General features: G+C 56.3%; 15 protein-coding genes. 8 read left to right on the forward strand and 7 right to left on the reverse strand.

Going from position 1 to position 21,592, the window contains the following annotated elements; all coding sequences use genetic code 11:
* Positions 1-95: 95 nt before the first annotated feature.
* Positions 96-686 (reverse strand): M48 metallopeptidase family protein, encoded by a 591-nt coding sequence (locus HMPREF2625_RS10325; RefSeq protein ID WP_070524484.1) that lies wholly within the window; start codon positions 684-686, stop codon positions 96-98.
* A 70-nt stretch (positions 687-756) separates the two neighbouring features.
* On the reverse strand, positions 757-2,703 hold the full coding sequence (locus tag HMPREF2625_RS10330; protein WP_070524356.1) for an ATP-dependent helicase: 1,947 nt from the start codon (positions 2,701-2,703) through the stop codon (positions 757-759).
* Positions 2,704-2,931: 228 nt separating this feature from the next.
* Between HMPREF2625_RS10330 and HMPREF2625_RS10335 the strand changes: the two genes are divergently transcribed.
* Positions 2,932-3,927 carry a macrolide 2'-phosphotransferase gene (locus HMPREF2625_RS10335; RefSeq protein WP_013397446.1) on the forward strand — a complete coding sequence of 332 codons (996 nt, stop codon included), beginning with the start codon at positions 2,932-2,934 and terminating at the stop codon, positions 3,925-3,927.
* A gap of 126 nt (positions 3,928-4,053) precedes the next feature.
* On the opposite strand, the gene HMPREF2625_RS10340 is transcribed toward HMPREF2625_RS10335, so the two are convergent.
* Both HMPREF2625_RS10340 and HMPREF2625_RS10345 read right to left on the reverse strand, forming a co-directional pair.
* Positions 4,054-8,388: an ATP-dependent DNA helicase gene (locus tag HMPREF2625_RS10340; protein ID WP_246826788.1), complete on the reverse strand. Its 4,335-nt coding sequence runs from the start codon at positions 8,386-8,388 to the stop codon at positions 4,054-4,056.
* Positions 8,389-8,596: 208 nt separating this feature from the next.
* Positions 8,597-12,115, reverse strand: coding sequence for a PD-(D/E)XK nuclease family protein (locus tag HMPREF2625_RS10345; RefSeq protein ID WP_070524360.1), 3,519 nt, complete (start codon positions 12,113-12,115; stop codon positions 8,597-8,599).
* A 106-nt stretch (positions 12,116-12,221) separates the two neighbouring features.
* Between HMPREF2625_RS10345 and HMPREF2625_RS10350 the strand changes: the two genes are divergently transcribed.
* The 3 genes from HMPREF2625_RS10350 (at position 12,222) to HMPREF2625_RS10360 (ending at position 15,367) form a co-directional block, all read left to right on the forward strand.
* On the forward strand, positions 12,222-12,914 hold the full coding sequence (locus tag HMPREF2625_RS10350; protein ID WP_070524362.1) for a 3'-5' exonuclease family protein: 693 nt from the start codon (positions 12,222-12,224) through the stop codon (positions 12,912-12,914).
* Positions 12,915-13,135: 221 nt separating this feature from the next.
* Positions 13,136-14,479 (forward strand): threonine/serine exporter family protein, encoded by a 1,344-nt coding sequence (locus HMPREF2625_RS10355; RefSeq protein ID WP_070524364.1) that lies wholly within the window; start codon positions 13,136-13,138, stop codon positions 14,477-14,479.
* Between the two features lie 225 nt (positions 14,480-14,704).
* Entirely contained in the window at positions 14,705-15,367 is a 663-nt protein-coding gene (locus HMPREF2625_RS10360) for a hypothetical protein (protein ID WP_070524366.1), read from the forward strand.
* A 104-nt stretch (positions 15,368-15,471) separates the two neighbouring features.
* Here the strand turns inward: HMPREF2625_RS10360 and HMPREF2625_RS10365 are convergent, their stop codons facing one another.
* The 3 genes from HMPREF2625_RS10365 to HMPREF2625_RS10375 form a co-directional block, all read right to left on the reverse strand.
* On the reverse strand, positions 15,472-16,326 hold the full coding sequence (locus HMPREF2625_RS10365; RefSeq protein WP_070524367.1) for a hypothetical protein: 855 nt from the start codon (positions 16,324-16,326) through the stop codon (positions 15,472-15,474).
* A gap of 81 nt (positions 16,327-16,407) precedes the next feature.
* On the reverse strand, positions 16,408-17,124 hold the full coding sequence (locus tag HMPREF2625_RS10370; protein ID WP_004005085.1) for a hypothetical protein: 717 nt from the start codon (positions 17,122-17,124) through the stop codon (positions 16,408-16,410).
* Positions 17,125-17,323: 199 nt separating this feature from the next.
* Positions 17,324-17,770 carry a MarR family winged helix-turn-helix transcriptional regulator gene (locus HMPREF2625_RS10375; RefSeq protein WP_070524369.1) on the reverse strand — a complete coding sequence of 149 codons (447 nt, stop codon included), beginning with the start codon at positions 17,768-17,770 and terminating at the stop codon, positions 17,324-17,326.
* A 74-nt stretch (positions 17,771-17,844) separates the two neighbouring features.
* Here HMPREF2625_RS10375 and HMPREF2625_RS10380 point away from each other — a divergent pair, with 74 nt between their 5' ends.
* The 4 genes from HMPREF2625_RS10380 (at position 17,845) to HMPREF2625_RS10395 (ending at position 21,465) form a co-directional block, all read left to right on the forward strand.
* Entirely contained in the window at positions 17,845-18,213 is a 369-nt protein-coding gene (locus HMPREF2625_RS10380; protein WP_070524371.1) for a VOC family protein, read from the forward strand.
* Between the two features lie 94 nt (positions 18,214-18,307).
* The gene (locus HMPREF2625_RS10385) at positions 18,308-18,742 is read left to right on the forward strand and encodes an EVE domain-containing protein (protein ID WP_070524373.1); all 435 of its coding nucleotides are present in this window, start codon (positions 18,308-18,310) and stop codon (positions 18,740-18,742) included.
* Between the two features lie 211 nt (positions 18,743-18,953).
* Complete coding sequence (hemL, locus tag HMPREF2625_RS10390) at positions 18,954-20,303, forward strand: glutamate-1-semialdehyde 2,1-aminomutase (protein WP_070524375.1); 1,350 nt, start codon at positions 18,954-18,956, stop codon at positions 20,301-20,303.
* A 160-nt stretch (positions 20,304-20,463) separates the two neighbouring features.
* The gene (locus HMPREF2625_RS10395) at positions 20,464-21,465 is read left to right on the forward strand and encodes a hypothetical protein (RefSeq protein WP_070524376.1); all 1,002 of its coding nucleotides are present in this window, start codon (positions 20,464-20,466) and stop codon (positions 21,463-21,465) included.
* Positions 21,466-21,592 lie beyond the last annotated feature (127 nt).

A 21,592-nucleotide genomic window follows, 5' to 3' on the forward strand; every position in this document is an offset into this window, starting at 1 on the left:
CGCATCTCATGCGTGATACCAGCCGATAACATGCTCTGTGGGTTCCGAAGGTTTTCTGCCTTCGGGACCACATTTGTTGTAAATCATCGCGGTTCTTAGTTGATGGCTTGCGCGCGTATAAATTCCATACCCGCCAGGAATGCCCGTGCCTTATCAAGGTCGGGGAACCGAGCTTCTAGAGTGCGAAAACGAGCGTTATGGTGAAGTTCCACGAAGTGACAAAGTTCGTGGTAGACCACGGAGTCAACCACGTATTCGGGGGCTCCCTGAAGATCATCGGAAATACGGATGGTGCCCTGAGTCGGTGTGGCGGATCCCCACCGTTTACGCTGATTCGAGACCCAACGGATAGAATTGGGAAATTTCTCGGGCACGAGCTCGGACAGATGCCTTGCAGCCAGAGCACGAGCACGCTCCGTTAAGTAATCATCAGACGCAAAAATGCGGCGCCGCCGCGAAGTCTCCCGCTGTTTCCGTTGCACGCGGGGAATCAGGCTTTCCAGATATTCGCGAATTTGCGCATCCGTACTCGCCCCGGGAACCAACAGGCGAATACTTCCATCTTCCTGTGGCTGGGCACTGACGGTTCTGCGGCGGCGAGACGAACGCACCACCAGGATTTCCGGGGCGGATACGGTCGCCGGAATAACTTCGTGGTGCTGTCGGACTTTCTGTCGTGCCATCATATGTTGCCCTATCATGAGCGTTAGGTACGGTGTCTTATGATCGTAATTCTCCGCGAATGCGCAGAAGTATTTAGCCATGTCGGGCGGATTGACGGGACGGGTCAATATCATCCAGGAAGCGGGAACGACGGCGTTTTCCCCGCCCACCGGCGGTCCGTGAATCCGACCATGTGAACCACAGGTATTTGCGGGCACGTGTAATCCCCACATAAAGCAGGCGGCGTTCTTCATCGATTTCGTCAGAGGTTTGAGCAAAGGTAATGGGCATAAGTCCCTCGTTTAAACCGCAGAGGAAGACCGCATCCCATTCCAGCCCCTTTGCAGAGTGCAAAGAGGCTAGCGTGACGCCTTCCATAACGGGAGCATCCTGGGTGGCAAGACGGTGCGCAAGCGTTGCAACGACATCGTGTACGGTAAGCCGATGCGGAACCGGAGCCCCTGCGGCCTCCGCTTGAGCGATGTCTTCGATGCGGGTATCTTCCAGATGATCAACCATCGAGACAATTGCGGCAAGAGACTCCCATTTTTGGCGTACAGCGCCAGCGGACTGGGGCGCTTTTTCGGTGTATCCCAAAGATTCCAGCACTTCACGCACATAACGGGGCACGTTCTCGGAACCGTCGGTTGATTTTGCCGACGCTCGCAGGGCAAGCATAGCTTGCTTGACCTCGGGACGATCGAAGAATTGCTCAACCCCGCGTAACTGATACGGAATACCGCGATCGGCGAGCGCCGCCTCCAGAAGCCCGGACTGCCCGTTAGTGCGGAAAAGCACCGCGATTTCTGATGCCGGAACGCCATCTTTTTCGAGGAGATCCTGGATTTGTTCGGCAATGCCTTCGGCTTCACGTTCGTCATCCGTATATCCGAACCATTGGCTTTCAACTCCCGGTCCGCGCTGGGAAATGAGTTTGAGCGGGGGTGCCCAGGAGAATTCGGTGGAGTCCGGGCGCGGTCGCCGTGCCGCTAGGAGTCGGTTTGCCAGTTCGACCACTTGGCTGTGCGAGCGGTAGTCTCGGGTGAGCCGTACCGTGTGTGCGCCCCGGTACCGTCGCGGAAATTCCAGGAGGTGCCGACTGGTGGCACCGGTAAACGAGTATATGGTCTGCGAGGCATCGCCCACGACGCATAAATCGTCGCGCTCCCCCAGCCAGGCGTCGAGAAGGCGCTGTTGGAGGGGCGAAACATCCTGATATTCGTCTACCACGAAATGTCGGTACTGTTCACGGATGGTGGCAGCGAGTGCATCGTCATCTTCGATGATGCCGACGGTCAGGAGCAGAACATCCTCAAAGTCGATGAGGTTCCTTTCGTCTTTGAGATCTTCGTAGGCGCGGAAGAGCCGCACCATGTTCTGCGGGGTTATTCCGGAGGGCAGGTTGCGCTGGTGCAGGTGCGGCGTGAGGGTGTCGGGGGTGAACAGGCTGACTTTTGCCCACTCGATTTCTGCCGCAATGTCGCGTACAAGTGCCCGGTCGACGCTCATGCGCAGGCGCTGGGCAGCTTCGGTGATTAAACCGGCTTTATGTTTGACGATATCGGGGAATGAGCCGCCGATAGCGCTGGGCCAAAAATACCTGAGTTGGCGCAGCGCTGCGGAGTGAAAGGTTCGGGTTTGGACTCCTACGGCACCGAGGGATCGCAGTCGAAGGCGCATTTCTTCTGCCGCGCGGGTGGTGAAGGTGAGAGCCATAACGCGTTGGGGAACGTATTTTCCGCAGGCGATTCCGTAGGCGATGCGGTGGGTGATAGCGCGGGTTTTGCCGGTTCCAGCGCCTGCGAGTACGCGCATCGCGCCGTTGAGTTCGGAGGCGACCCGGCGTTGGTCTTCGTCGAGACCCGCGAGGATGTCTTCGGGGGAAAGCTGGGGCGCAGCGTGATTTTGTTGGGGGGCTGCTGGTGGGGGTGCGGATCGTGCCGGTGCCTGTGGAGTCCGGGTGTGAGCCGGGGACGATTTTTGGGCGGGTATGCCGAAGAGAGCTTGCTGTTTGGATGCTCCGGCGCCCTGTGTTGGCATAACGCCCCTCTCCTGGTGCTCTGCGGGTGTTCACACGCTGGTTACTATTGTACCTTTACCTTAGGTGGGGTCTGTCTGCGGCGGTTAGTGTAAGCATGCCCAGGGTAGGAGTATCTTTATTCCGTGTTTATTGCTGCGTGTCCCGAGTTTTCAAGGGATCGTACGTGAAAATGTGTGCGAGGGGCGAACGTGCCGAACCTCATGAGGCTCATTTGATACCCTAAGAGGGTGACTTTAACGCCTCTTCAGCTTGCCGCCATTGTGTCAGCGGGTGTGCCGGGAATTTACCCTGTGGGCGCATCCGCCGTTCTTGACGACACCGCCGATTTTGACTCAGCTATTATTGTGGATTCGACCAATCGTCGCTGGCGTGTACGTGCTCCTCGTCGCCCTGATGCCAGCATGCGGCTTGAGGCGGAGCACCTTATTCTTCAGTCTTTTACCCCCGGTCTGCGTGCTCGCCTGCCTTTTCAGGTGCCGACTGTGGTGGGTACTGTGCCCTATCAGGACGGCAGCGTTTTCATTTACACGCATATTCCCGGTACCTCTTATGAGGTTGATGATCTTGCGGCGCAGAATGGGCATACGGCAGAAGGTCAAGATAGCCTAGCTGTTTCTCTCGGTAAAATTTTGGCGACTCTGCACACGATGCCGCACGATCTGGTGTTTGAGGCGGGCCTACCCTCGTATAATTCTGAGGAGATTCGCCGCCGCCGCAGTGTTGAGCTTGAGCGTGTGGCGCAAACCGGCAAGATTCCTGCGGATCTGTTAGCACATTGGCGTTCGGTGCTCTCTCCCGGCCCCACATGGCAGTTCCAGGCTCACGTGATTCATGGTGACATGAACTCCGATAACTTGGTGCTTGATGGCGCGAAGATTGTTGAGGTGACCGGTTGGTCTGATGTTCAGGTGGGAGATCCTGCCCAAGATTTTGCGTGGCTGTTCTCTTGTTCCGATCAGGGCTTTACCGACAGTGTATTGGATGCTTACCAGCGGCAGATGCGCCCCGAACCGGATGAGCATTTGATTCAGCGGGCGCACTTCTATGCGGAATTTGCGATTGCTCAGTGGTTGGCGCATGGTGCTGAGATCGGCGATGACGATATTGTGCAGCATGCCGTCGCCATGCTTTTGGATGTGCAGGATGGTCTGCGCGCGACCGGTGGGCTGCTCGGGCAAGAAGAGGAAGAAGATATTCCGCAGGTTATTGACGACGAAGATTAGAGTAGAAAACGATAGGTTTAAAGGCTGAGACGCCACCCTGTTGGGTAGCGTCTCAGCCTTTATTTTGTTGCGACTAAGGATATATTCCGGTTGCGCTATCGCCTCTACTATGATGCGTGGACCAGGCTACCGCGGCCGCCCCGGAAGTTCTTCGCCCCATCCGGCGCGGGAGATAATGCGTTCAAGCTGCTGTTCGTTCTGCAGACCACCGGCGATATCGGTGTCCCACACGGTCTGGTCGGAGCCCACATAGTAGAACGCCGCGTGCACACGTTCAGGGTCTATCCCCTGTATTTTGGCGAAGGCAAGCCGGTACAGCGCCAGCTGGATGCGCTTATGCCGCATCGCGTGTGCGGAGGGTTTACGCCCGGTTTTCCAGTCCACAAGATCCCAGTGTTCCTGCTCCTGGAGGGTGCCGTCGGCGTTAGGGACCTGTTCGGTACGGCGGAAGACCGCATCAATACGCCCGCGGATGTTCACGCCCGCCACGTGAGTTTCCACCGGGTATTCGGCACGCCATATGGTGCGGAAAGCCCATTCGCTCTCAAGGAATGTCGCGCGCAGTTTATCAAGGTCGAAACTGCCGTCAAGATCGTCATCGCTATAAAGTTCGTCCTGTATATCGAGCATAGGTTCGTCCCCGAAGTACTCCTCAACCCAGGCGTGGAAAAGTGTACCCTGCCGCGCCGCCGCAGATGGCTGCATCGGTACCGGGCGCACCAGACGACTCAGAACCGTCTCTTTATCCTCCGACAAAGCAATGAGGGTGGATGCCGACATATGCTCGGGTTTCGTGGGAACCGCTGGGGTAACGGCGCGCTGTGCCAAGGCAAGAAGCAGATCGACCTCATGCTCCCAATCTTGAATCTGTTGAGCTTCCGCTTCGGTGGGGCTAGTAAGTTTATCGAGCTCGTCAAGGCTTAACGATCCACGCGCCACATTAAGAGCGGCACGCTCCACCCGTGCACGCCGCTGACCGGGTACCGCAATAATGTCACGATTCTCGGTGCGTTCGGCGAGATCTTTCTCGGATGCCCAGCGGATCACCTGAGCGCCGTCAAAGGGGTCAAAGGGCCAGTCGGCGGTCAGCACGGAGCCCTGCTGCGGGTTATCTTTAACCCATGCCGCCGGTTCCAAGAAACGGTGCACAATCTTCGGTCGCACTCCCGGCTGCTCAGGGACACGTTTCCCTTCCGCAAGCTGCGCTAAAGGTTCGCGGGCGTAGCGGAAATTCTCGACCGCATCCAGCCCGTAACGCTTTTTGAGCTGTTCCAGATTTTCGTCGTATGCTTCTTTGGACTCTTGCGGATCGGGCAGGTCGGGCTCCTGCACGCCGCCCATCAGCGCCTGCTTCACCCGGTGCACTTCAGGCAGATTCAGTACCTCGGCATTTGTGATCGGGTTTCCACCGTCGTGCACAAGCGAACGCGCAATCTGCTCATAGACCGCGCTTGTATAGCGCTGAGAAACCGCCGTATCTTCGGGGTCATCATGAGCAGGAATAACCGGTACAGACGTACCATTTTCCAGGCTTATACCCTGGGGAATACTGTAGTTCTCAAGCCATAAGCAGCGCCCAAAAAGTACCTCAATGCTGGCGTCACGATGCTCAATCGCCCACCCAGAGGTGTAAAAACCGGTGCCCAGGTAGCCCGGATACAGCCAGGGTGCCACCTGAATACCTTCGTAAGGTTCCTCAGCATCACCCTGCGCGAATTGCACCAGCTCGTTCCAATAGGGCTCGGGCTGATAGGGGTTTACATTCGGGCCCACCCATCGGCAATTACTGATGTGCAGCAGCGAGCGGGCGCGGGTCATCGCCACATAAACCAGCCTCCGTCCCTCAAAGCCCACATAGTCATTCGCCATATCTTCGCCGTCTTCAAGACGCGCATTGAGCTCTTTATAGTTCTCTAGGGCGCTCACCTCTTCAGCCCGTTCTAATGCGGACGGCAGATAGTCGCGGTCACCTCGTAGAGGCCAGGGCAGGCTTCCATGTTCCAGGCGGTGCCAGGTGTGTGGGCGAGTGGGATATTTATCGCACATACGTGGCAGATACACGTGATCCCATTCCAGACCTTTCGACGCGTGCATCGTAAGGATTTGCACCGCATCTCGCCGGGGTTCCTCTTCGGCGGGGGTTAGTCCCCGCTCGTGGTTTTGGGCCTGTTCCAGCCAGGAGAGGAAACCCAGCAGATAGCTAATACCGTTGGCAGAGAGCACAAACCGCCGGGCGGTGGGGGCGTCCTCATCGACCTCGGTTCCGTCTGCGCCAGTATAGAGCATCGCATTGATGCGCGGTGAACTCGCAGCGTAACTTGCGGCGACCTCATGAAAGGCATCCAGATGTGCGCGCGATCCATAGGCGTCCCCGCCGGGGCGGGCGGCAAGCTCGATATCCAGGAGCATCACACGCTCAATCTCATAGAGCAGGGTGTCAATATCCTCGGTGGTGAACTGGCGCAGATACTCAACCTCGGCGGTGAAAGCGTGCAGACGGCGCAAACCTTCAACGCTCAGACGGCGCCGGGATTCGGGGTAATCCGCAGGGTAGATGGGGTTACCGGCCTCATCTGCTGCGGGAAGATGCTCGATCGCTTCAATAAGCGAACCGTATTCAGCGAGGTCTTCCACAGCGTTTTTACGGACTCGCTCAAATTCTTCGTGGGCGGCACGCAGATTGGCATCGGTATCAGTTTGAGGGCTCGAAGGTACATCTCCGCTCGTCTCCTCAGAGGGCTGCTCGCCAAAGGTTCGTCCCATATTTTTCTCGCGCGTGGTCGTCAGGTAATTCGACCAATCCCCCAGCGCAAGCAGATCCGCTGTGCCCAACCGCCAACGTGCGCCAGCGAGCAGACGCATCAAGGCATCTGAACGGTTCGGGTCTGCTAAGACCCGCAGCATCGAGACCATATCAATAATTTCGGGGCGTTCCAGAAGCCCACCCAGACCAACCACCTGTACGGGAACACCCAGGCTCTCGCAAGCCTGGCGAATGGGTTCCATCTGCGCGCGGGTGCGGGTGAGCACCGCCATCGTGGGCATCTGTTCCGGAGTATCGGCGTAGCGGGCGCGTTCGGCGGCGATGCGTTCGGCAATACCCTGCGCTTCCTCGGTCTCAGACCCGTAGCGTGCCAACTGCACTGAGCCGAGCATAGCGCGGTAACCGGCCTCATCGGGGTTGAGGATCACCGAGCGAGGCCGCAGATCGGGCACGTGAGGCGGAGCAGGGGCACGCACCCATTCGGGAATATTCTTGAGTTTAGCGGCGATCAGGTTTGCGGCATCCAAAATAGCGACGTCATTACGCCACGCGACTGTCAAATAAAGAGGCGTTTCATCGCGTGTTGGGAAGTATTGATAAAAACTAAACAGCTGACCGTCGGAGGCACCTCGAAACCCATAAATAGACTGTTTCGGGTCCCCCACCGCCATGACCGGATGCTCAGGCTGACCGGGACGCCCATCATGCCCGTCGCGAGCGCCATATAAATCAGCGAAGAGCCGCAGCTGGGCGTGCGATGTATCCTGAAACTCGTCAAGAAGCACAACCTTATAGCGTTCCCGCTCCAGCTGTGCGGCGGCTGGCACCTCACGGGCGATCCGCGCCGCCAACGCGATCAAGTCGCCGTAATCGAGCACCTGCATACGCGCTTTCACTCGCGCATACCGCTGCACAAGCTTCGCCAAAATAATTTTGGCTTTCAGCCTCTCTATGACCTTTTTCGCGTTGGCGCTGGGACCGGGCGAGCTGAGTGATTCGTACGCCGCCAGGTGTGCGGAACAAAATTCGATAACCTGCTGCGGGCTTACCAAATGTTCGGCGCACTCCCCCGACAGCTGCAAAAGGCTCTGCACAATCGTACTTTTTGAGGCGACTCCCGAGGCTGAGCTGGCGGCGGGCAAGTCACCGTCCCAGTACTGCACGATCTGCGCGGCGAGCTGCCAGGCTTGAGCATCGCCAAGCATTTGTGCATCCTGCTCAACGCCCAGGCGCAGACCGTATTCTTTGACGAGATTATTCGCGTATGAGTGGTAGGTAGAGACGGTGGGCTCGGAAGAGCCTGCAAGAAGTTCTTCTTCGCTCAGCTCAATCAGGTTACGCTCGCGCAGAATATTTAGGCGGGTGCGCATGCGATCGCGCAGCTCTCCTGCGGCTTTGCGGGTAAAGGTAACGCCCAGAACTTCGTCGGCGCGCACGATTTTATTGGCCACAAGCCACACCACACGATCGACCATCGTCGCGGTCTTTCCCGAGCCCGCGCCAGCGATCACCAGCCGCGGTTCAAGCGGCGACTCAATAATGCGAACCTGTTCATCGGTGGGCGGGTTCAGCCCCAGCGCATGCGCGATCTCGCGGGCGCTAAGTCGGGCAGGTTGGTGTGCTGTTCCCCCGGATACTCCGGATGCGCCACGGTCGCCGTCATGCTTGTGCGGCTGATCCGGTTCAGAGGTAGTCATACGGTACGTATCCATTCCTGACGGGGTGATAGTGTCAGCTGTATCAGATGTGATACAGCCACAGGATGCAGTTTACCACCGACGCAGTTCAGAATAGAGGCCGCACGTCACCCTCTAGGCACCACTAACTAGTGTCCTGTGGGAGCCTGTCGTTTCTGCCGGGGTTGTCTGCCCGGCACACGAGCGAGCCGAAAGTGCCGTTGCCGGGCTAGTCCTGAGTGATCTGGCGTCCCTGCGGGCATAGAGGGCAAATTTCCGGCAGTCGGCAGGTTTCCCCGGGCCGATGCCGCGTCTGCATAACAGCACCGGCGATCAGCTCCGCCGCACGCTGAACCAGCTGAACCGCCCAGATACCGGTATCTGGGTCGAGCGCATCTTGCTCTTGCGGGCGGTTTCGGGAGGTTGCTGCGGTGCCGTCGCCCAGCTGCACGAGCGCGGCTCCCCCGGATTTGCGCGTGAAAACCTCGAAACGCTGGGGCGCCGCCTCGCGGTGCTCAAGCCCGGCAGGAATATCAAGACCGTCAGGCTCAACGCCGAAATCACGGCTCATGGCATCCCCGGCGCCCGCCTCTACCGCTACCTGATAGGCGGCAAGCTGAGCATGTTCGGCGATCTGGTTTTTATTGGGTTTGGTCTTGCCCGTCTTCAAATCAACGATGACGTATCGGCCGTCCTCGGTTTTCTCCAGCCTATCGACTCGCCCAGAGATCTGGGCGTTCACGGTATCGCCGGGAACCAAAACCCGGAAGGACCCCTCGACACCCACGAGTTCGCGGTGATCACCCGGCATAATCTCATTGATATACACCGCGAGTTTATCCACCATTTTCTCGGCACGTTCACGTATCTGCTGCCCCTCCCAAGTATCAGGCAGCGCAAGCGTACTCAGGCGTTCTTCAAGCTGACCGCGCAGGGTCATATAATCGGCATCCGGGTACTCTTCTGCGATCGCGTGAATGAGCGTTCCCAGCGAGCGCGAGGTATCGGTCTGCGCCTCGGCACGAGCCGCCGATACGAACCAGTCCAGGGGCGATTTATGAATCGTCTCGATACGCGAGGGCGATACCGGAACTGTGAGTTTTTCGGGGTCACCAGATTCAGTCGGCAAGCTGTCGCGGTGTGGATGCGGTGTAAACGCATTCTGCTCGGTCGAGAGAGGTAAAAGTCCCCACCACTGTTCCGGGGCTGCTCCGGGTGCCCCCGCCTGCGCCAGCCTGTTGAGCTGTGCTGCCGCAGCATTTGCCAAGGTAGGGTCTGTGTCTTGAGCCTGCGCATACCGCCTCAGTTCCGCGACGAGGGCGCGCAGGGTCATAGGGCGGCGCACGTGGGTGATGTCGGCGGTGCGCGCATCCGGCACGAGAATATCGAAAAATTCGCTGGGTGCGTCTTCCGTTGAGCTCACGGCGGTGACAACGAGCCTTTCGTTCGCCCGCGATATTGCCGTGGAGAACATGCGTAATTCGTCGTGCCGCACCGCCCGCACACGGTCGCTCATGCGCACCTGCTGAGCTGCGGCAATACCCATATCGCAGATGTCGGTCAGCTCACCAGCTTTGAGGAGCGAGCCTCGCACCGTCGTATTCGGCCAGGTTCCATCCTGCAGCCCGCAGACGTAGACGGTCTGCCAGTGCCTGCCCACCGCGAGTGCCGGGGTGAGGATTTCAACCGCATCGTAGCGTTTGCCGCGCGCCGCGAGAGTATCCATGGGAAGGTCTTGGGCATCGATATAGTCGAGGAACAGCTCAGCGGAGGAACCGGGCATCTGGTCGACGAAACGAGTAGCCGCCTCAAAAAGCCCTATCATGGCGTCAAGATTTCGATGCGCCCGCTCGGCTTCCGGCCCGGTCTGCGCGCTTTCGGTCACCCAAATTTTTTCGAGTCCGCTTGCCTGCCACAGTGCCCAGAGTACGGTTTCGGCGTTGGCGCCGCGTTCGGTGAGGGCCTTATGTCCAGCGGCAAGTACACGTGCCACGCGGCGTACCGCCGCACCGATACCTTGCGCCGGAAGTGCCTGCGGGTTCAAGAGGGCGCCCAGCAGAAGATCGTCGCTACAACGGTGCCCGCCCGCTCGCAGTTCTGCGGCGCGAAGCTGCTGACGTAGACGGCGCACTTCCATGCTGGATGCGCCCCCAAGCCGCGAAGTCAGCAAGGTAATCGCGTTGTGAGCGCCGCTGCCGGGATTTGTGCGATTTTCTTCGGCGAGAACATCGGCTAGGCTTTGCCGCGCAAGCTTTTCGGCCTCGTCATCGGCAGAACGTGTGCCCGCCTCCGTGACAGCTTCGGGGGTTATATTCTCCGTGAGGCTCCCGTCAAAATCGTTATGATCCGGCAGTTTCAGGTAGTCGGCGCTTTGCTGACGGGCATAAACCAGCAGAGAAAGCGCATCCAGGAAAGGGCGTACAGCGGGTTCATCACGCACCGGAACCAGCGCTGCACCCGTCACGGTAGGGATGCCGGATGCCGCCAAAACACGCCGGAACCGCGAAACTTCGGTGCCGCTTCGCACGATAATCGCCGAACGCGCATACGCCGCTCCCCGGTACAGATAGTCCTCAAGAAGGAGTTGTGCTACCTGGTTCGCCTCGTCCTGAGGAGAACCCAGAAGGTACCCGAAAACCCCCTCGGGAAGTTCATCAGAGTGCCGCGGATCAAGCAGGTCACCATCATCGCTGAGGCGCAGGAGCGCAGATTCCTCATATTTACTCGGTGCGGCCTGCGGTTTGCGCGGCGTAGGTACATTCGCAATCACGGGGAGCCGACGCGCGATATTCCGCCAAGCCAGGGTGATGGGCGCATTCATGCAGTACGAAGTCTTCAGTTCTTCTCGCTGCAATTCCGGGAAAATCTGGGGTAAAGTCGCCGCTAGGTCGGGGCGCGCACCGCGGAACCCCTGCACCACGGTTTCGGTGCAGCAGGTAATTAACACCCGTGCGAACGGGGCAAATGCGGCCTCCACTGCCTCGCGCTGATCGCCCGTGTATGTGGCAAGAACCTGCGCCGGCTCGCGCCCTACTAGGATGCGCATCAGCCGATACACGGAGGGGCTAAGTTCCTGCGCATCGTCAATCAGGATCAAGTCGAAGCGCGCGCGTTCTTCCCGCAAATATTTGGGGTTTGCCAGCAGGAAGGCGCACGCCTCATGGATTAACGCGGCGGGATCGTAAGCGTTTGGGGCACGCAGACGACGAATTTGCTGGTACTCGGTATAGAGCTGCGCCACCGAATGCCAGGCCGGGCGGTCCAGGGTTTGCGCCAGGTTTTCAAGTTCTTCGGCGGTTAGCGCATATTCGGCAATACGGTCAAAAAAGTCCCGAATCTCCTGGCGGAAACCACGCGTACCTAGTGCCTCATGCAAATCGGCGGGCCAGCGCACCGCCGCGCCTTTGCCTTCGCGGTGCCCCGCCAGGATTTCGCCGATCATCACATCCTGTTCGGGTCCGGAAAGCAGCTTCGGAGCGAACTCCACCCCGGGCAAAAGTCCCGACACATGCGCGCGACGCAGCAGATCGAAGGCATACGCAGCCCACGCGCGAGTGGGCGCGGTAGACATGCTGCGGTCAATACGCCGTGCCAGCTCATCGCGCACACGAGTAGCACCCGCGCGGGTAGGGGTCAGCACCAAAAGCCGCGCGGGATCGCCCCCGGCGTTTAGAAAATCTACCGCCGCCGTAATCACGCGCTCAGTCTTGCCCGTACCGGGCGCCCCCAGGATGAGTGTAGCCGTCATGGCTTTAAGTTTATCGGGGTTTCTCGGCGCTACGCAGACGTGTCCTCTGCCTGAGAACGTCACGAAGCATCGGGCATTTACACGCGAACTCCGCTAGGCTTGAGCTATGAGCTGGATAGATGCCCCTCGCGCAACCTTCGATTTAGAGACCACCGGTGTCGATGTGACCACCGCCCGCATCGTGACCGCTTCGCTGCTTCTGCTGAACCCGGATGGGAGCGTGCAGCGAGCTGGCGAGTGGCTGGCTAACCCCGGCATTGAGATTCCCGAAGGTGCCGCATCCGTGCACGGTATCACAACCGAATATGCGCGCTCCCACGGACAACCTGCCCAGCAGGTGATCTGGGAGGTCGCGGGTGCGATCGGTTCGCTCTTCCTAGACGGCATACCCGTCATCGCGTTTAACGCCGCCTACGATTTTTCGGTGCTTCACCACGAGATGCTCCGCTATAACATCGCCCACGGCGAGCTTCCCGCCGGGCACATTCTTGACCCGTACGTGATTCATAAGCACGTTATTCCCCGCAAACGCGGCAACCGCAAGCTCGAAACCCTCACCACCGAGCACGGTGTGGTTCTAGAGAACGCCCACACATCTAAGGCGGATGCCCTCGCCGCCGAGCGACTACTCGTTAAGCTCGCCGAGCGTTTCCCCGAGATTGCCACAGATGCCGCTGCCCTCCACACGCATCAGGTTCAGTGGTCGCTTGATCAGGCGCGCGATTTCCAGGACTGGCTGCGCACTAAGCCGGGTAAAGAGAACGAGGTTATCGACGGTCGGTGGCCAATACGCCGCTAATTCTCTATCAGCCTCGTTGATTTCGTCACGTTGAACAGAGTCTGTTGAGGCTGCTTAACTCCCCTATTGACTAAGTATCGCGAAGATTATCTCGCCGGTTTTCAATACGTCCGGCACTATACCTGCGCGCCGCTAACGCCTATGCTAAAGAGGTAGGGGTTCTCGCCCCAAGGCGCAATGCAGCGCGCCGGTTATGTATCACATCAGCATTCAGAATTGTCATGGAATATCAAGACACCAACACGTACAGTATCTATCTCGGTTCCTCCCGCGAGCAACACAAATATATCGTGTCGCAATCGCAGGTGGTCCTCAAGCTCGGCAGAATCCTCATGAAATCGGGGGCAAGTGCCTACCGTATCAAGGCATCAATGGCGCGTTTAGCGAAGGCCGTGGGGCTGCAGGAACATCATGCGCAAGTGACCTTCACAGAGATCGCCACCTCATCATATGCAGACGGTAATTTCCGTACTGAAGTTGCCGAGCAGCGCACGATGGGCATTAATTCCTACAAGATTGACCTGTTGGGTAAGTTCATTTCTGAGCTTCCCGATCGCATATCTCCATCTGAGGCTGATGCCGAGATTACCCGCATCGATTCCATGCCGCATCTCTACAAACGCTGGATGCTCTCCCTCGCCTCCGCCGTAGCCTGTACCGGGTTCGCCTTCCTCAACAGGGGTGGTCTGGTGGAATGCCTCGTCGTGTTTATTGCCGCTGGTGCCGGGCAATTTTTGCGTTCTACCCTGATGAAGCGCGGTACAAGCCATATGGCGATTTGGATGGCGTGCGGATTTCTTGGGGCAGGAACCTATATTGGAATTATTAGGCTTCTGGTGGCTCTAAACCTCGTGGGAAGCGACCATATGGTGGGGTTCATCTCCTCAATTCTGTTCTTGGTGCCAGGATTCCCTATGGTGACCGGCATGCTCGATATTTCCCGTATGGATTTCCTGGCCGGTGTTTCACGCCTGACCTATGTGGCGGTACTTTTGGTGAGCGGGTCTTTCGCGGTGTGGGTTCTTGCCTCGCTCTTCGAGATTCCGCTTTTGCAAAATATTCGCCCGGATATTCCGGTGGGGTTATATATCCTGCTGCAGGTTATCTCATCGGGAGTTGCTGCCGCCGGGTTTGCCATGCTCTTTGCCGCATCTCCCGTGGCGTGCGTATGGGGCGGCGTTATTGCCGCTATCGCTAACCCGGCGCGTATTTGGCTTGTGGAGGCGGGCTGGGCTCCCCATATGGCGGCGACGGTCGCGGTGTTCGGGGTCGGCATTATGGCGGAGATCGTGGCGCCGCTGCACGGGCGTAAATATTCTCGTATCTCCTTGTCGGTGCCTGCTGTGGTGACGATGGTTCCGGGTGTGCCGTTTTATCTGTCAATGTCGTATTTTTCGGGCGGGAATATGTACGCGGCTACCAATGGTTTCGTGCAGTCGCTCCTCACCTTCTTGGCCCTGGGGCTAGGGCTGGCGTTTGTGCGCCTTCTTTTCGATAAGAACTGGCTCTTCGATCAGGATACTCAGGTGATGAAAAAACTCGATAGCGCCTCACATATGCGGTAGATCTTCTGCAATGAATGCGTGACGGCTCGTCGTTTAGGTGGCGGATTCTGCAAGCTTCCGTGACGAGTCAGCAAACCTGTGCCCTATCTCGTGTGCTACGTTTGTATTGTTTCAGGGGTTTTGTGCCGCTCACACTCACCAACCAAGCGACTGCTCTTCCGGTATCGCTTGTTTGCACGGCATATTTTCCTCTCGACCACTTACCGAACGAGAAAGATCACCGTCATGCTACACCGCATTATCCAGCGCCCTCTGAATACTGCCTTTGATAAACTTTATGCCCGCCGTGCCGCCAAGTTCCCTATAAGTCCAGATGGCGTTTTGCGCGTCAGACATCCGGCCTTAATCCTTATTTCGGTCTTCATTTCGGCTCTGGTGGGCACTCTGCTCACAGCTCTTATCGTGTATATGGTGCTGCATCCAAACACAACGCAAACGCCCCAACAATCACTCTCAATCCTGGGATCTTTTATCCTGTGTGTTGTTATCTTTTATGCCTTAGCCGTTTGGGCGTACCTCAACTATAGAAATATCTACGTTGAGACAGCGCGTGACTATGTAGAGCAACGAAATGCTTTCGGCCGGATTACCCGCATCTATTACAGCGAGGTAAGCGCTTACAGCTATTGGTACGAGTACAACAACAAAATACTGACGCTGTTCTCCTCTGACGGCCGTCAAGTTTCTTTCCGCCCCAAAATATACCGTGGGGAACGTGTGCTCGCGGTTTTGGCGTTTAGGATGTATAACTCCCGCTGGCCTGACCCGCGAAACAGCAGCGATCAGCACATTGTCGAAACTCAAGCAGCAAACGGTATCGCCGAAAAAGCCCTCTGGAATGAGCATCCGGTCGGTAAGAACCTGTTGATGCCGCAAGACATTCAGTAATTCCACAGTAAACGGTGGGAGCAGAAATTATTTGGCTGTTTCTGCTCCCACCGTTTATTGTCAGGGGCTATATTCCGGGTGAAATTATCTGAGGCTTGCAGGTTTTACGATGCGCTCCCCTGCGGTGGGTTTTGATTCTGCTGATAGTTGTGGGGCTGCTGCAGGTATCCATAGGGGCTCATCTGCTGGTTCGAGGGCTGCTGACCTGAATTCAGATAGCCCTCTTGAGGATACGCGTTCTGCGGGTATTGTGGCGGCATTGGTTGTTGTGGGGCAGCAGTCTGTTCGGGCGTTATAAATCCATTTACTTGAGGGTATTCCATCAAGAAATCGGTTACTTCATATTTGGAGTCTGCTAGTTTCATGATCACAAGTTCATCTTCAGGGTTCTCAAGGTCAGGCCAACGACCAGAACGTGCCCGCGCATAGAGCAAGGCGCCAAAGATTCTTTCTTGAGGTTTGGCCGGAATACATGAGAAAACTGTGTTTCCCCAGGGATCTATCAGATAAAGATCATCGCTAAGGTCTTGAGTAATTTTCCAGTGCTGCCCATCTAAGGTTTGACGTTTCCTTTTGGGACTGTATATATACCCGTCAATAGCTGCAAAGGGAGTAAATTTTTCTTTCCCGAAGACGGTCTGAGTCAGGAACCCTTCAGAGGTTATATCGATATAACTCATATCATGCTGAGCAACGAGGAAAAATAAACCTAATATCAGGATGGGTCCACCATATGCAAAGATTGTTATCTTAATGGTATGCGACCCATCATATTCTCCTGAAAATATGAGTGGAGCAAAATACAGATATCCAATAACTAAAATATAGAGAATATAGTTAGCTCCATGAAAGCGCCGTACGCGGTACGGATGTTTTTTAGACTCCACCCAAGATTGTGCCAGCGAGAAAATAAGGTGAATAGAACATAGCACTGCCACGGCAATCCAGGCAAAAACCATTATAGAAACTCCATATCATCGGTGATATTTCCCTACCAGGATACCCTGAGAGGTACCCAGGTCTCATGCACAGTTCCTCCCTTAAAAATCCTGTCGCCATCGATTAACGGTTAGATACCTGACAACCACATCTTTCGTGTACTCCGCCAGAATTTTTTCATCCTCTGAGTACCCCAGCTGAGGCCATCGTTCCTGCATACCGCGAAACATCAAGCACTGTCCCACATAATCCGGCATGGCCGAATGACGTACCTGTGTCTGAAGAATTTTTTTACCTTCGTGATTGATCACGCGGAGCCTATCGCCGCGGGAAGTATTCACAGCGTGTCGATCTCCCATAGACACGCGAAGGGTTCCTTCGAAATCAAATCGAGCTGGGCGATAATCGTACCCTTTGATATCAGAAAAAGGAATATTATGCACTCGCCCAAAACCACTACGAAAGACAAACCCCGAAGGAACAAGTTCGATATACCGAATCGTGAGACCACGTATAAGGAGAATAATAAAAATAAAGAATGCGAATATTAGGCACATCGGTACAGCAAAAAGTACGATGACTATAGGAGTCCCTGCGCTTGGCGTCAGAATGACAGAAAGAACAAATGCAAAGAAACTGCCAAAGCCCACCAGAAAAATATCAACAATCACTAGAATCCACCACGGGTATCGTGCCCGCCGAAGCATTGCTTCGCTCTCACGTTTAGCTCTCATCCCCAAATAGGTAATATGTAACGCTGCACAGGTAAGCAACACACCACCAGCAATACCTGCACTCACAAAAACTGATGTATTCACAGGTGTACATCCTTCCACGGTCCTTGACGTTCTATAGATTATTTAAATAATTCTTTGGTGAGTGTCTAAATATTCTGATTCTTGCAACTGGTGCTAGAGTCCCCCATTCTGTTCTTTATTGGCATTTCAAGGCTAGCATTACATCTCCTCCAATACGGGATATTTAAGTCTTAGAGGGAAGACTTTGCTCCTCCTTGCATCAGGTCTTTGACCCTCCAGCGTGCAGCCCTTCAACACAGATCGTCAGCAAATCCCATAATTCTTGCCGTTTCGCATCGCTGAGTCCACCCACCATGTGCTGCTCAACATCGCGGATGCGCCCGGTCGCCTGATCGAGCACACGCTCCCCTTCCGCTGTGAGTATGGTCGGTAGCGCGCGACCTCGGGGGGCTTGTTCTGCTCGCTCGATCAAACTGCGTTCTTGAAGCCCTCGCAAAAGCGTATTCATCGTTTGGCGGGTTACGAAAGCCTGCCGCGCCAGCTCAGCGTTAGAAGCACCCGGGGTAGATTTTAGAATTTCCAGGCACACGTATTGCGCAACGGTAATCCCAAGCGGGCGCAGAACCTCTTCCATGCGCGAGCGCAGCAGCGATTGCACTTCTTTGAGTCGGTATCCAATAAGTTGATTAAATTCCTCTTGCCTCATGTCAATATTCTGACATATGCTGTTAATGTCAGCATACTGACATGCAAAATATGGTCTACTTGAGGAGGACTATCATGACGGTGACTGGCCCTAGCTTCATCGCATTGCAGGTGCGCGATCTTGAGCGTTCCGCGAAGTTCTACGAAACCTATCTCGGCTTGCGCCGCACCCCGCAAGCGCCGCCGAATGCCGTGGTCTTCGCAACTGAGCCCATCCCCTTCGCCGTGCGCGAGCCGCTGCCCGGGGTAAACCTTGACGAAATTTCGCGCCCCGGTTTGGGTGTAGCCTTGTGGATGCACGGTAGCGATGTGTGGAACCTTCTTACGAAGCTCAAGGAAGCTGGCGTGCGCATTCTGCAAGAACCAACACCCGGACCTTTCGGTGAGAGCATTATTTTTGCTGACCCGGACGGGTACGCGGTGACGGTACACGATCGGGCCTAAAGATCCGCTTCAAGACATAATCTGGAGTCCGGGGTTTATCAATACCGTGTGAGCCCCGGACTCTTGGTACTCTTCACGGTTTTAGGAGGTTCTTATGCGCTACTGGGTTGGAGTAGCCTCACGCGATCATGTTTTACTCGGCGTTGCGGGCGGATTCTGCCAGGTTTGCCACGGCAAACAGGCACCGCTGGCACGCATGAAACGGGGAGATTGGATTCTGTATTACAGCCCTAAAACCGGTATGAATTCCGGTGAAAAAGTTCAGGCTTTTACCGCTGTGGGGCAGATTGTGGACGACCGAGTCTACCAGTTCCGCATGGCCGAAAATTTTGAGCCGTTCAGGCGTGATGTTGTGTTTCAGGATGCACCGCATCCGTGTCCGATTGAGGTAGCACGCGAGCGCCCCGAATGGCGGAGTTATGCGAAACAGCTGCGGTACGGACATTTTGAAGTCTCCCACGACTTCTTCGAGCACATTTACCGTTACATGATGGCGAGCAAGCACGAGATAACCCCGAACAAGCGTTAGGCGGCCATGCGACTGTATGGCCATGCTGACCCATCGGCGGCAGCAAAGTGTGGGCGATCGGGCATGTGAAAACAAATCTAAACTGCCCGTTATATTCGGTTGCCAACTCACCCAGGTCCGTGAGTATTGACGCAGCGTCGCTGTCCGATGACCGATAACCGCCTATCATGGGATAAGAGACTTTCAGGCGCCCACACACGAAAGGTTACCCATGAGCGTATCAGCTGAACACCACCTTGCACACCAGCACAGCGAAGAGCTTTTTGAACGCTCCCGTTCCGTAATCCCCGGCGGGGTAAACTCCCCCGTGCGCGCTTTCAACTCCGTGGGCGGCACGCCCGCCTTTGTGACCCGTGCATCCGGCCCCTACATCTATGATGCTGACGGCAACGAATACGTGGACCTCGTCTGTTCGTGGGGTCCGGCGATTCTTGGGCACGCGCATCCGCAGGTTGTTGCGGCGGTTCAAGAGGCTGCCTCACGCGGACTGTCGTTCGGCGCTGCGTCCGCACCCGAAGCAGAACTCGCAGAGCTTGTGGTCGATCGCATCAACACCGCGATCCCCGGCGCAATCGAGCAGGTACGTATGGTATCTACCGGCACCGAAGCCACCATGACTGCTATTCGCCTGGCACGCGGCATCACCGGGCGCGATAAAATTATCAAATTCTCGGGCTGCTATCACGGGCATGTGGATGCGCTGCTCTCTGAAGCAGGCTCCGGCGTGGCGACTCTCGCCCTACCCGGCTCGGCGGGCGTGACCGCAGCAACCGCATCCGAAACTATCGTGCTCCCCTACAACGATCTTGACGCTGTGCGCGAGGCTTTCGCCACGCATCCGGGAGGAATTGCCGCCGTCATTACCGAAGCCGCCCCCTGCAATATGGGCGTGGTGACTCCCGAACCGGGCTTTAACCGCGGCCTGCGCGAAATTACGCAGAGCAATAATGCCCTGCTGATTTTTGATGAGGTGCTGACCGGTTTCCGTGTCTCGTCTGCCGGGTACTGGGGTAAATTTGCTCCCGAAGATAACGGCTGGGTTCCCGATATTTTCACTTTCGGTAAAGTGATCGGCGGCGGTATGCCGATCGCCGCACTCGCCGGTAAACGTGAGGTGTTGGAGCATCTGGCACCGACCGGCCCCGTCTACCAGGCGGGCACGCTCTCGGGTAATCCGCTCTCGGTGGCATCCGGCATTACGACCCTCAAACTTGCCGATGATGCCCTCTACCGCACGCTCGATACACGTTCGGAACAGCTGCAGGCTGCACTGACGCAATCGCTTACCGATGCCGGGGTGGATCATTCGATTCAGACGGCGGGCAACCTGTTCTCGGTTGCCTTTGGTACCGGCGAGCACGGCGTGCACAACTACGCCGATATTAAGGGTTCTGCCACCGCCAAATACACGGCATTTTTCCACGCCATGCTTGATGCTGGCGTATACCTTCCCCCAAGTGCTTTTGAGGCGTGGTTCCTCTCCGGAGCACACGACGATACCGCGATGGAACGCATCATTGAAGTGCTCCCGGGCGCGGCACGTGCGGCAGCTAAGGCATAGCACATCCTCTGACCCAGCACTTTCCCACAAAATCTCGTTATAAATTCCGGACTCTGCCCGCCGCCAGCAGCAGCTTCTCAGCTTTGCTGACGGCGGGTATTTTCTGAGATATTCATCCATACTGTGAACATCGCAAAAGCGAACAACGTAGAATGCTGTTATGGACTTTCGGGATATTTGGCTTATAGCATTCATCGTATATTTGGGGCTATGCCTGCTCATTGAGGCGGTCTATCCGGTGCGGGTGCGTAAAAAGTATGCGCTCAAAACCGAGCACGCTAAGTGGTTTTGGTCGTATAAACACTTTTTCCTGTACCTTTGGGCATGGATTGTTAACGCGTCCCTTTTCATGCTGTTCTGGGAGTTTAATGAAATACTCCGCCCCATAGCCCTATCTCTCCCGTTCCTGATGGTATATGCAGCGGCACGTATTGGGCGGCGCAACTACCGCATCTTCCACGGCGCTTCTCCAGACGACCGCGCTGTAGGTATGCCCAAAATCTACAGCGCTACCCTGGGTAAGCTCAGCAAGCCCCTGCGTACGACGGGTCATCAATCTGGACTAACGCTAGATCATGACCTGAGCACTACCGCGCTGATAAGCGGCCTTATCTTTTTCGCGTCCATTGCCCTGTTTTTACTTCGGCTGACCGATATCGATTTTGAATACGCGCCGCCGGTTCCCTATAACGCTATTATTCTGGGAATCGGATATATTGCCGGTATCGTCGCGCTCGTCTCGTATACGAACTCGTACCTTGTCTCCACCCCCACTCTTCTGCAGGTCGGCCGGGGACCTTTCCGCAACCCGCGCGATATTCCATACCGCCAGCTGAGGAGTTACCGCGTGGTGCCTCAAGACCCAGATGCCACTGACCCTGATACCAAAGATTTATCGCAGTGGAATCTGGAATTTAAGGTACCTCGGGCCAACAAATATACGAAAGAGCTGCGCGACCCCAATCTTGAGTATTTGGTTCGGCAGATTGCCTTCCGCGTGGAGCAAGAACGCTGGGCTGACGATAACTCCCCTGCCGACCGAGAACGGCTCGAAGAATATGGCCGGGATGCGCGCCTCGTGTGCATCACTAAGGGCTATATTCCAGCCGGTAAACACGCGCAGGAGGCGGCAGATCGCGCATCCTTCAAGCAGACACATTAGAGTTTTCCTCGCTCTGCTGCACAGGCACAAAGATGGGTTCTCTAATATCGTGACGCTATCGCAGAAATGCTGGTTTCACGTTTTATGGAGAGCCTATCTTTGAATATTCTTCGCTTTTTGACGATAT

This window comes from Rothia sp. HMSC064D08 (genome assembly GCF_001809525.1).
In the GTDB taxonomy this organism is placed as follows: domain Bacteria; phylum Actinomycetota; class Actinomycetes; order Actinomycetales; family Micrococcaceae; genus Rothia; species Rothia dentocariosa.

Coding starts and splice junctions, on each gene's coding strand:
- HMPREF2625_RS10365 (WP_070524367.1), bottom strand. CDS start 16,326: ATGGTTTTTGCCTGGATTGCCGTGGCAGTGCTATGTTCTATTCACCTT.
- HMPREF2625_RS10345 (WP_070524360.1), bottom strand. CDS start 12,115: ATGACGGCTACACTCATCCTGGGGGCGCCCGGTACGGGCAAGACTGAG.
- HMPREF2625_RS10395 (WP_070524376.1), top strand. CDS start 20,464: ATGGACTTTCGGGATATTTGGCTTATAGCATTCATCGTATATTTGGGG.
- HMPREF2625_RS10385 (WP_070524373.1), top strand. CDS start 18,308: ATGCGCTACTGGGTTGGAGTAGCCTCACGCGATCATGTTTTACTCGGC.
- HMPREF2625_RS10330 (WP_070524356.1), bottom strand. CDS start 2,703: ATGCCAACACAGGGCGCCGGAGCATCCAAACAGCAAGCTCTCTTCGGC.
- HMPREF2625_RS10340 (WP_246826788.1), bottom strand. CDS start 8,388: ATGACTACCTCTGAACCGGATCAGCCGCACAAGCATGACGGCGACCGT.
- HMPREF2625_RS10350 (WP_070524362.1), top strand. CDS start 12,222: ATGAGCTGGATAGATGCCCCTCGCGCAACCTTCGATTTAGAGACCACC.
- hemL (WP_070524375.1), top strand. CDS start 18,954: ATGAGCGTATCAGCTGAACACCACCTTGCACACCAGCACAGCGAAGAG.
- HMPREF2625_RS10360 (WP_070524366.1), top strand. CDS start 14,705: ATGCTACACCGCATTATCCAGCGCCCTCTGAATACTGCCTTTGATAAA.
- HMPREF2625_RS10355 (WP_070524364.1), top strand. CDS start 13,136: ATGGAATATCAAGACACCAACACGTACAGTATCTATCTCGGTTCCTCC.
- HMPREF2625_RS10375 (WP_070524369.1), bottom strand. CDS start 17,770: ATGAGGCAAGAGGAATTTAATCAACTTATTGGATACCGACTCAAAGAA.
- HMPREF2625_RS10325 (WP_070524484.1), bottom strand. CDS start 686: ATGATGGCACGACAGAAAGTCCGACAGCACCACGAAGTTATTCCGGCG.
- HMPREF2625_RS10380 (WP_070524371.1), top strand. CDS start 17,845: ATGACGGTGACTGGCCCTAGCTTCATCGCATTGCAGGTGCGCGATCTT.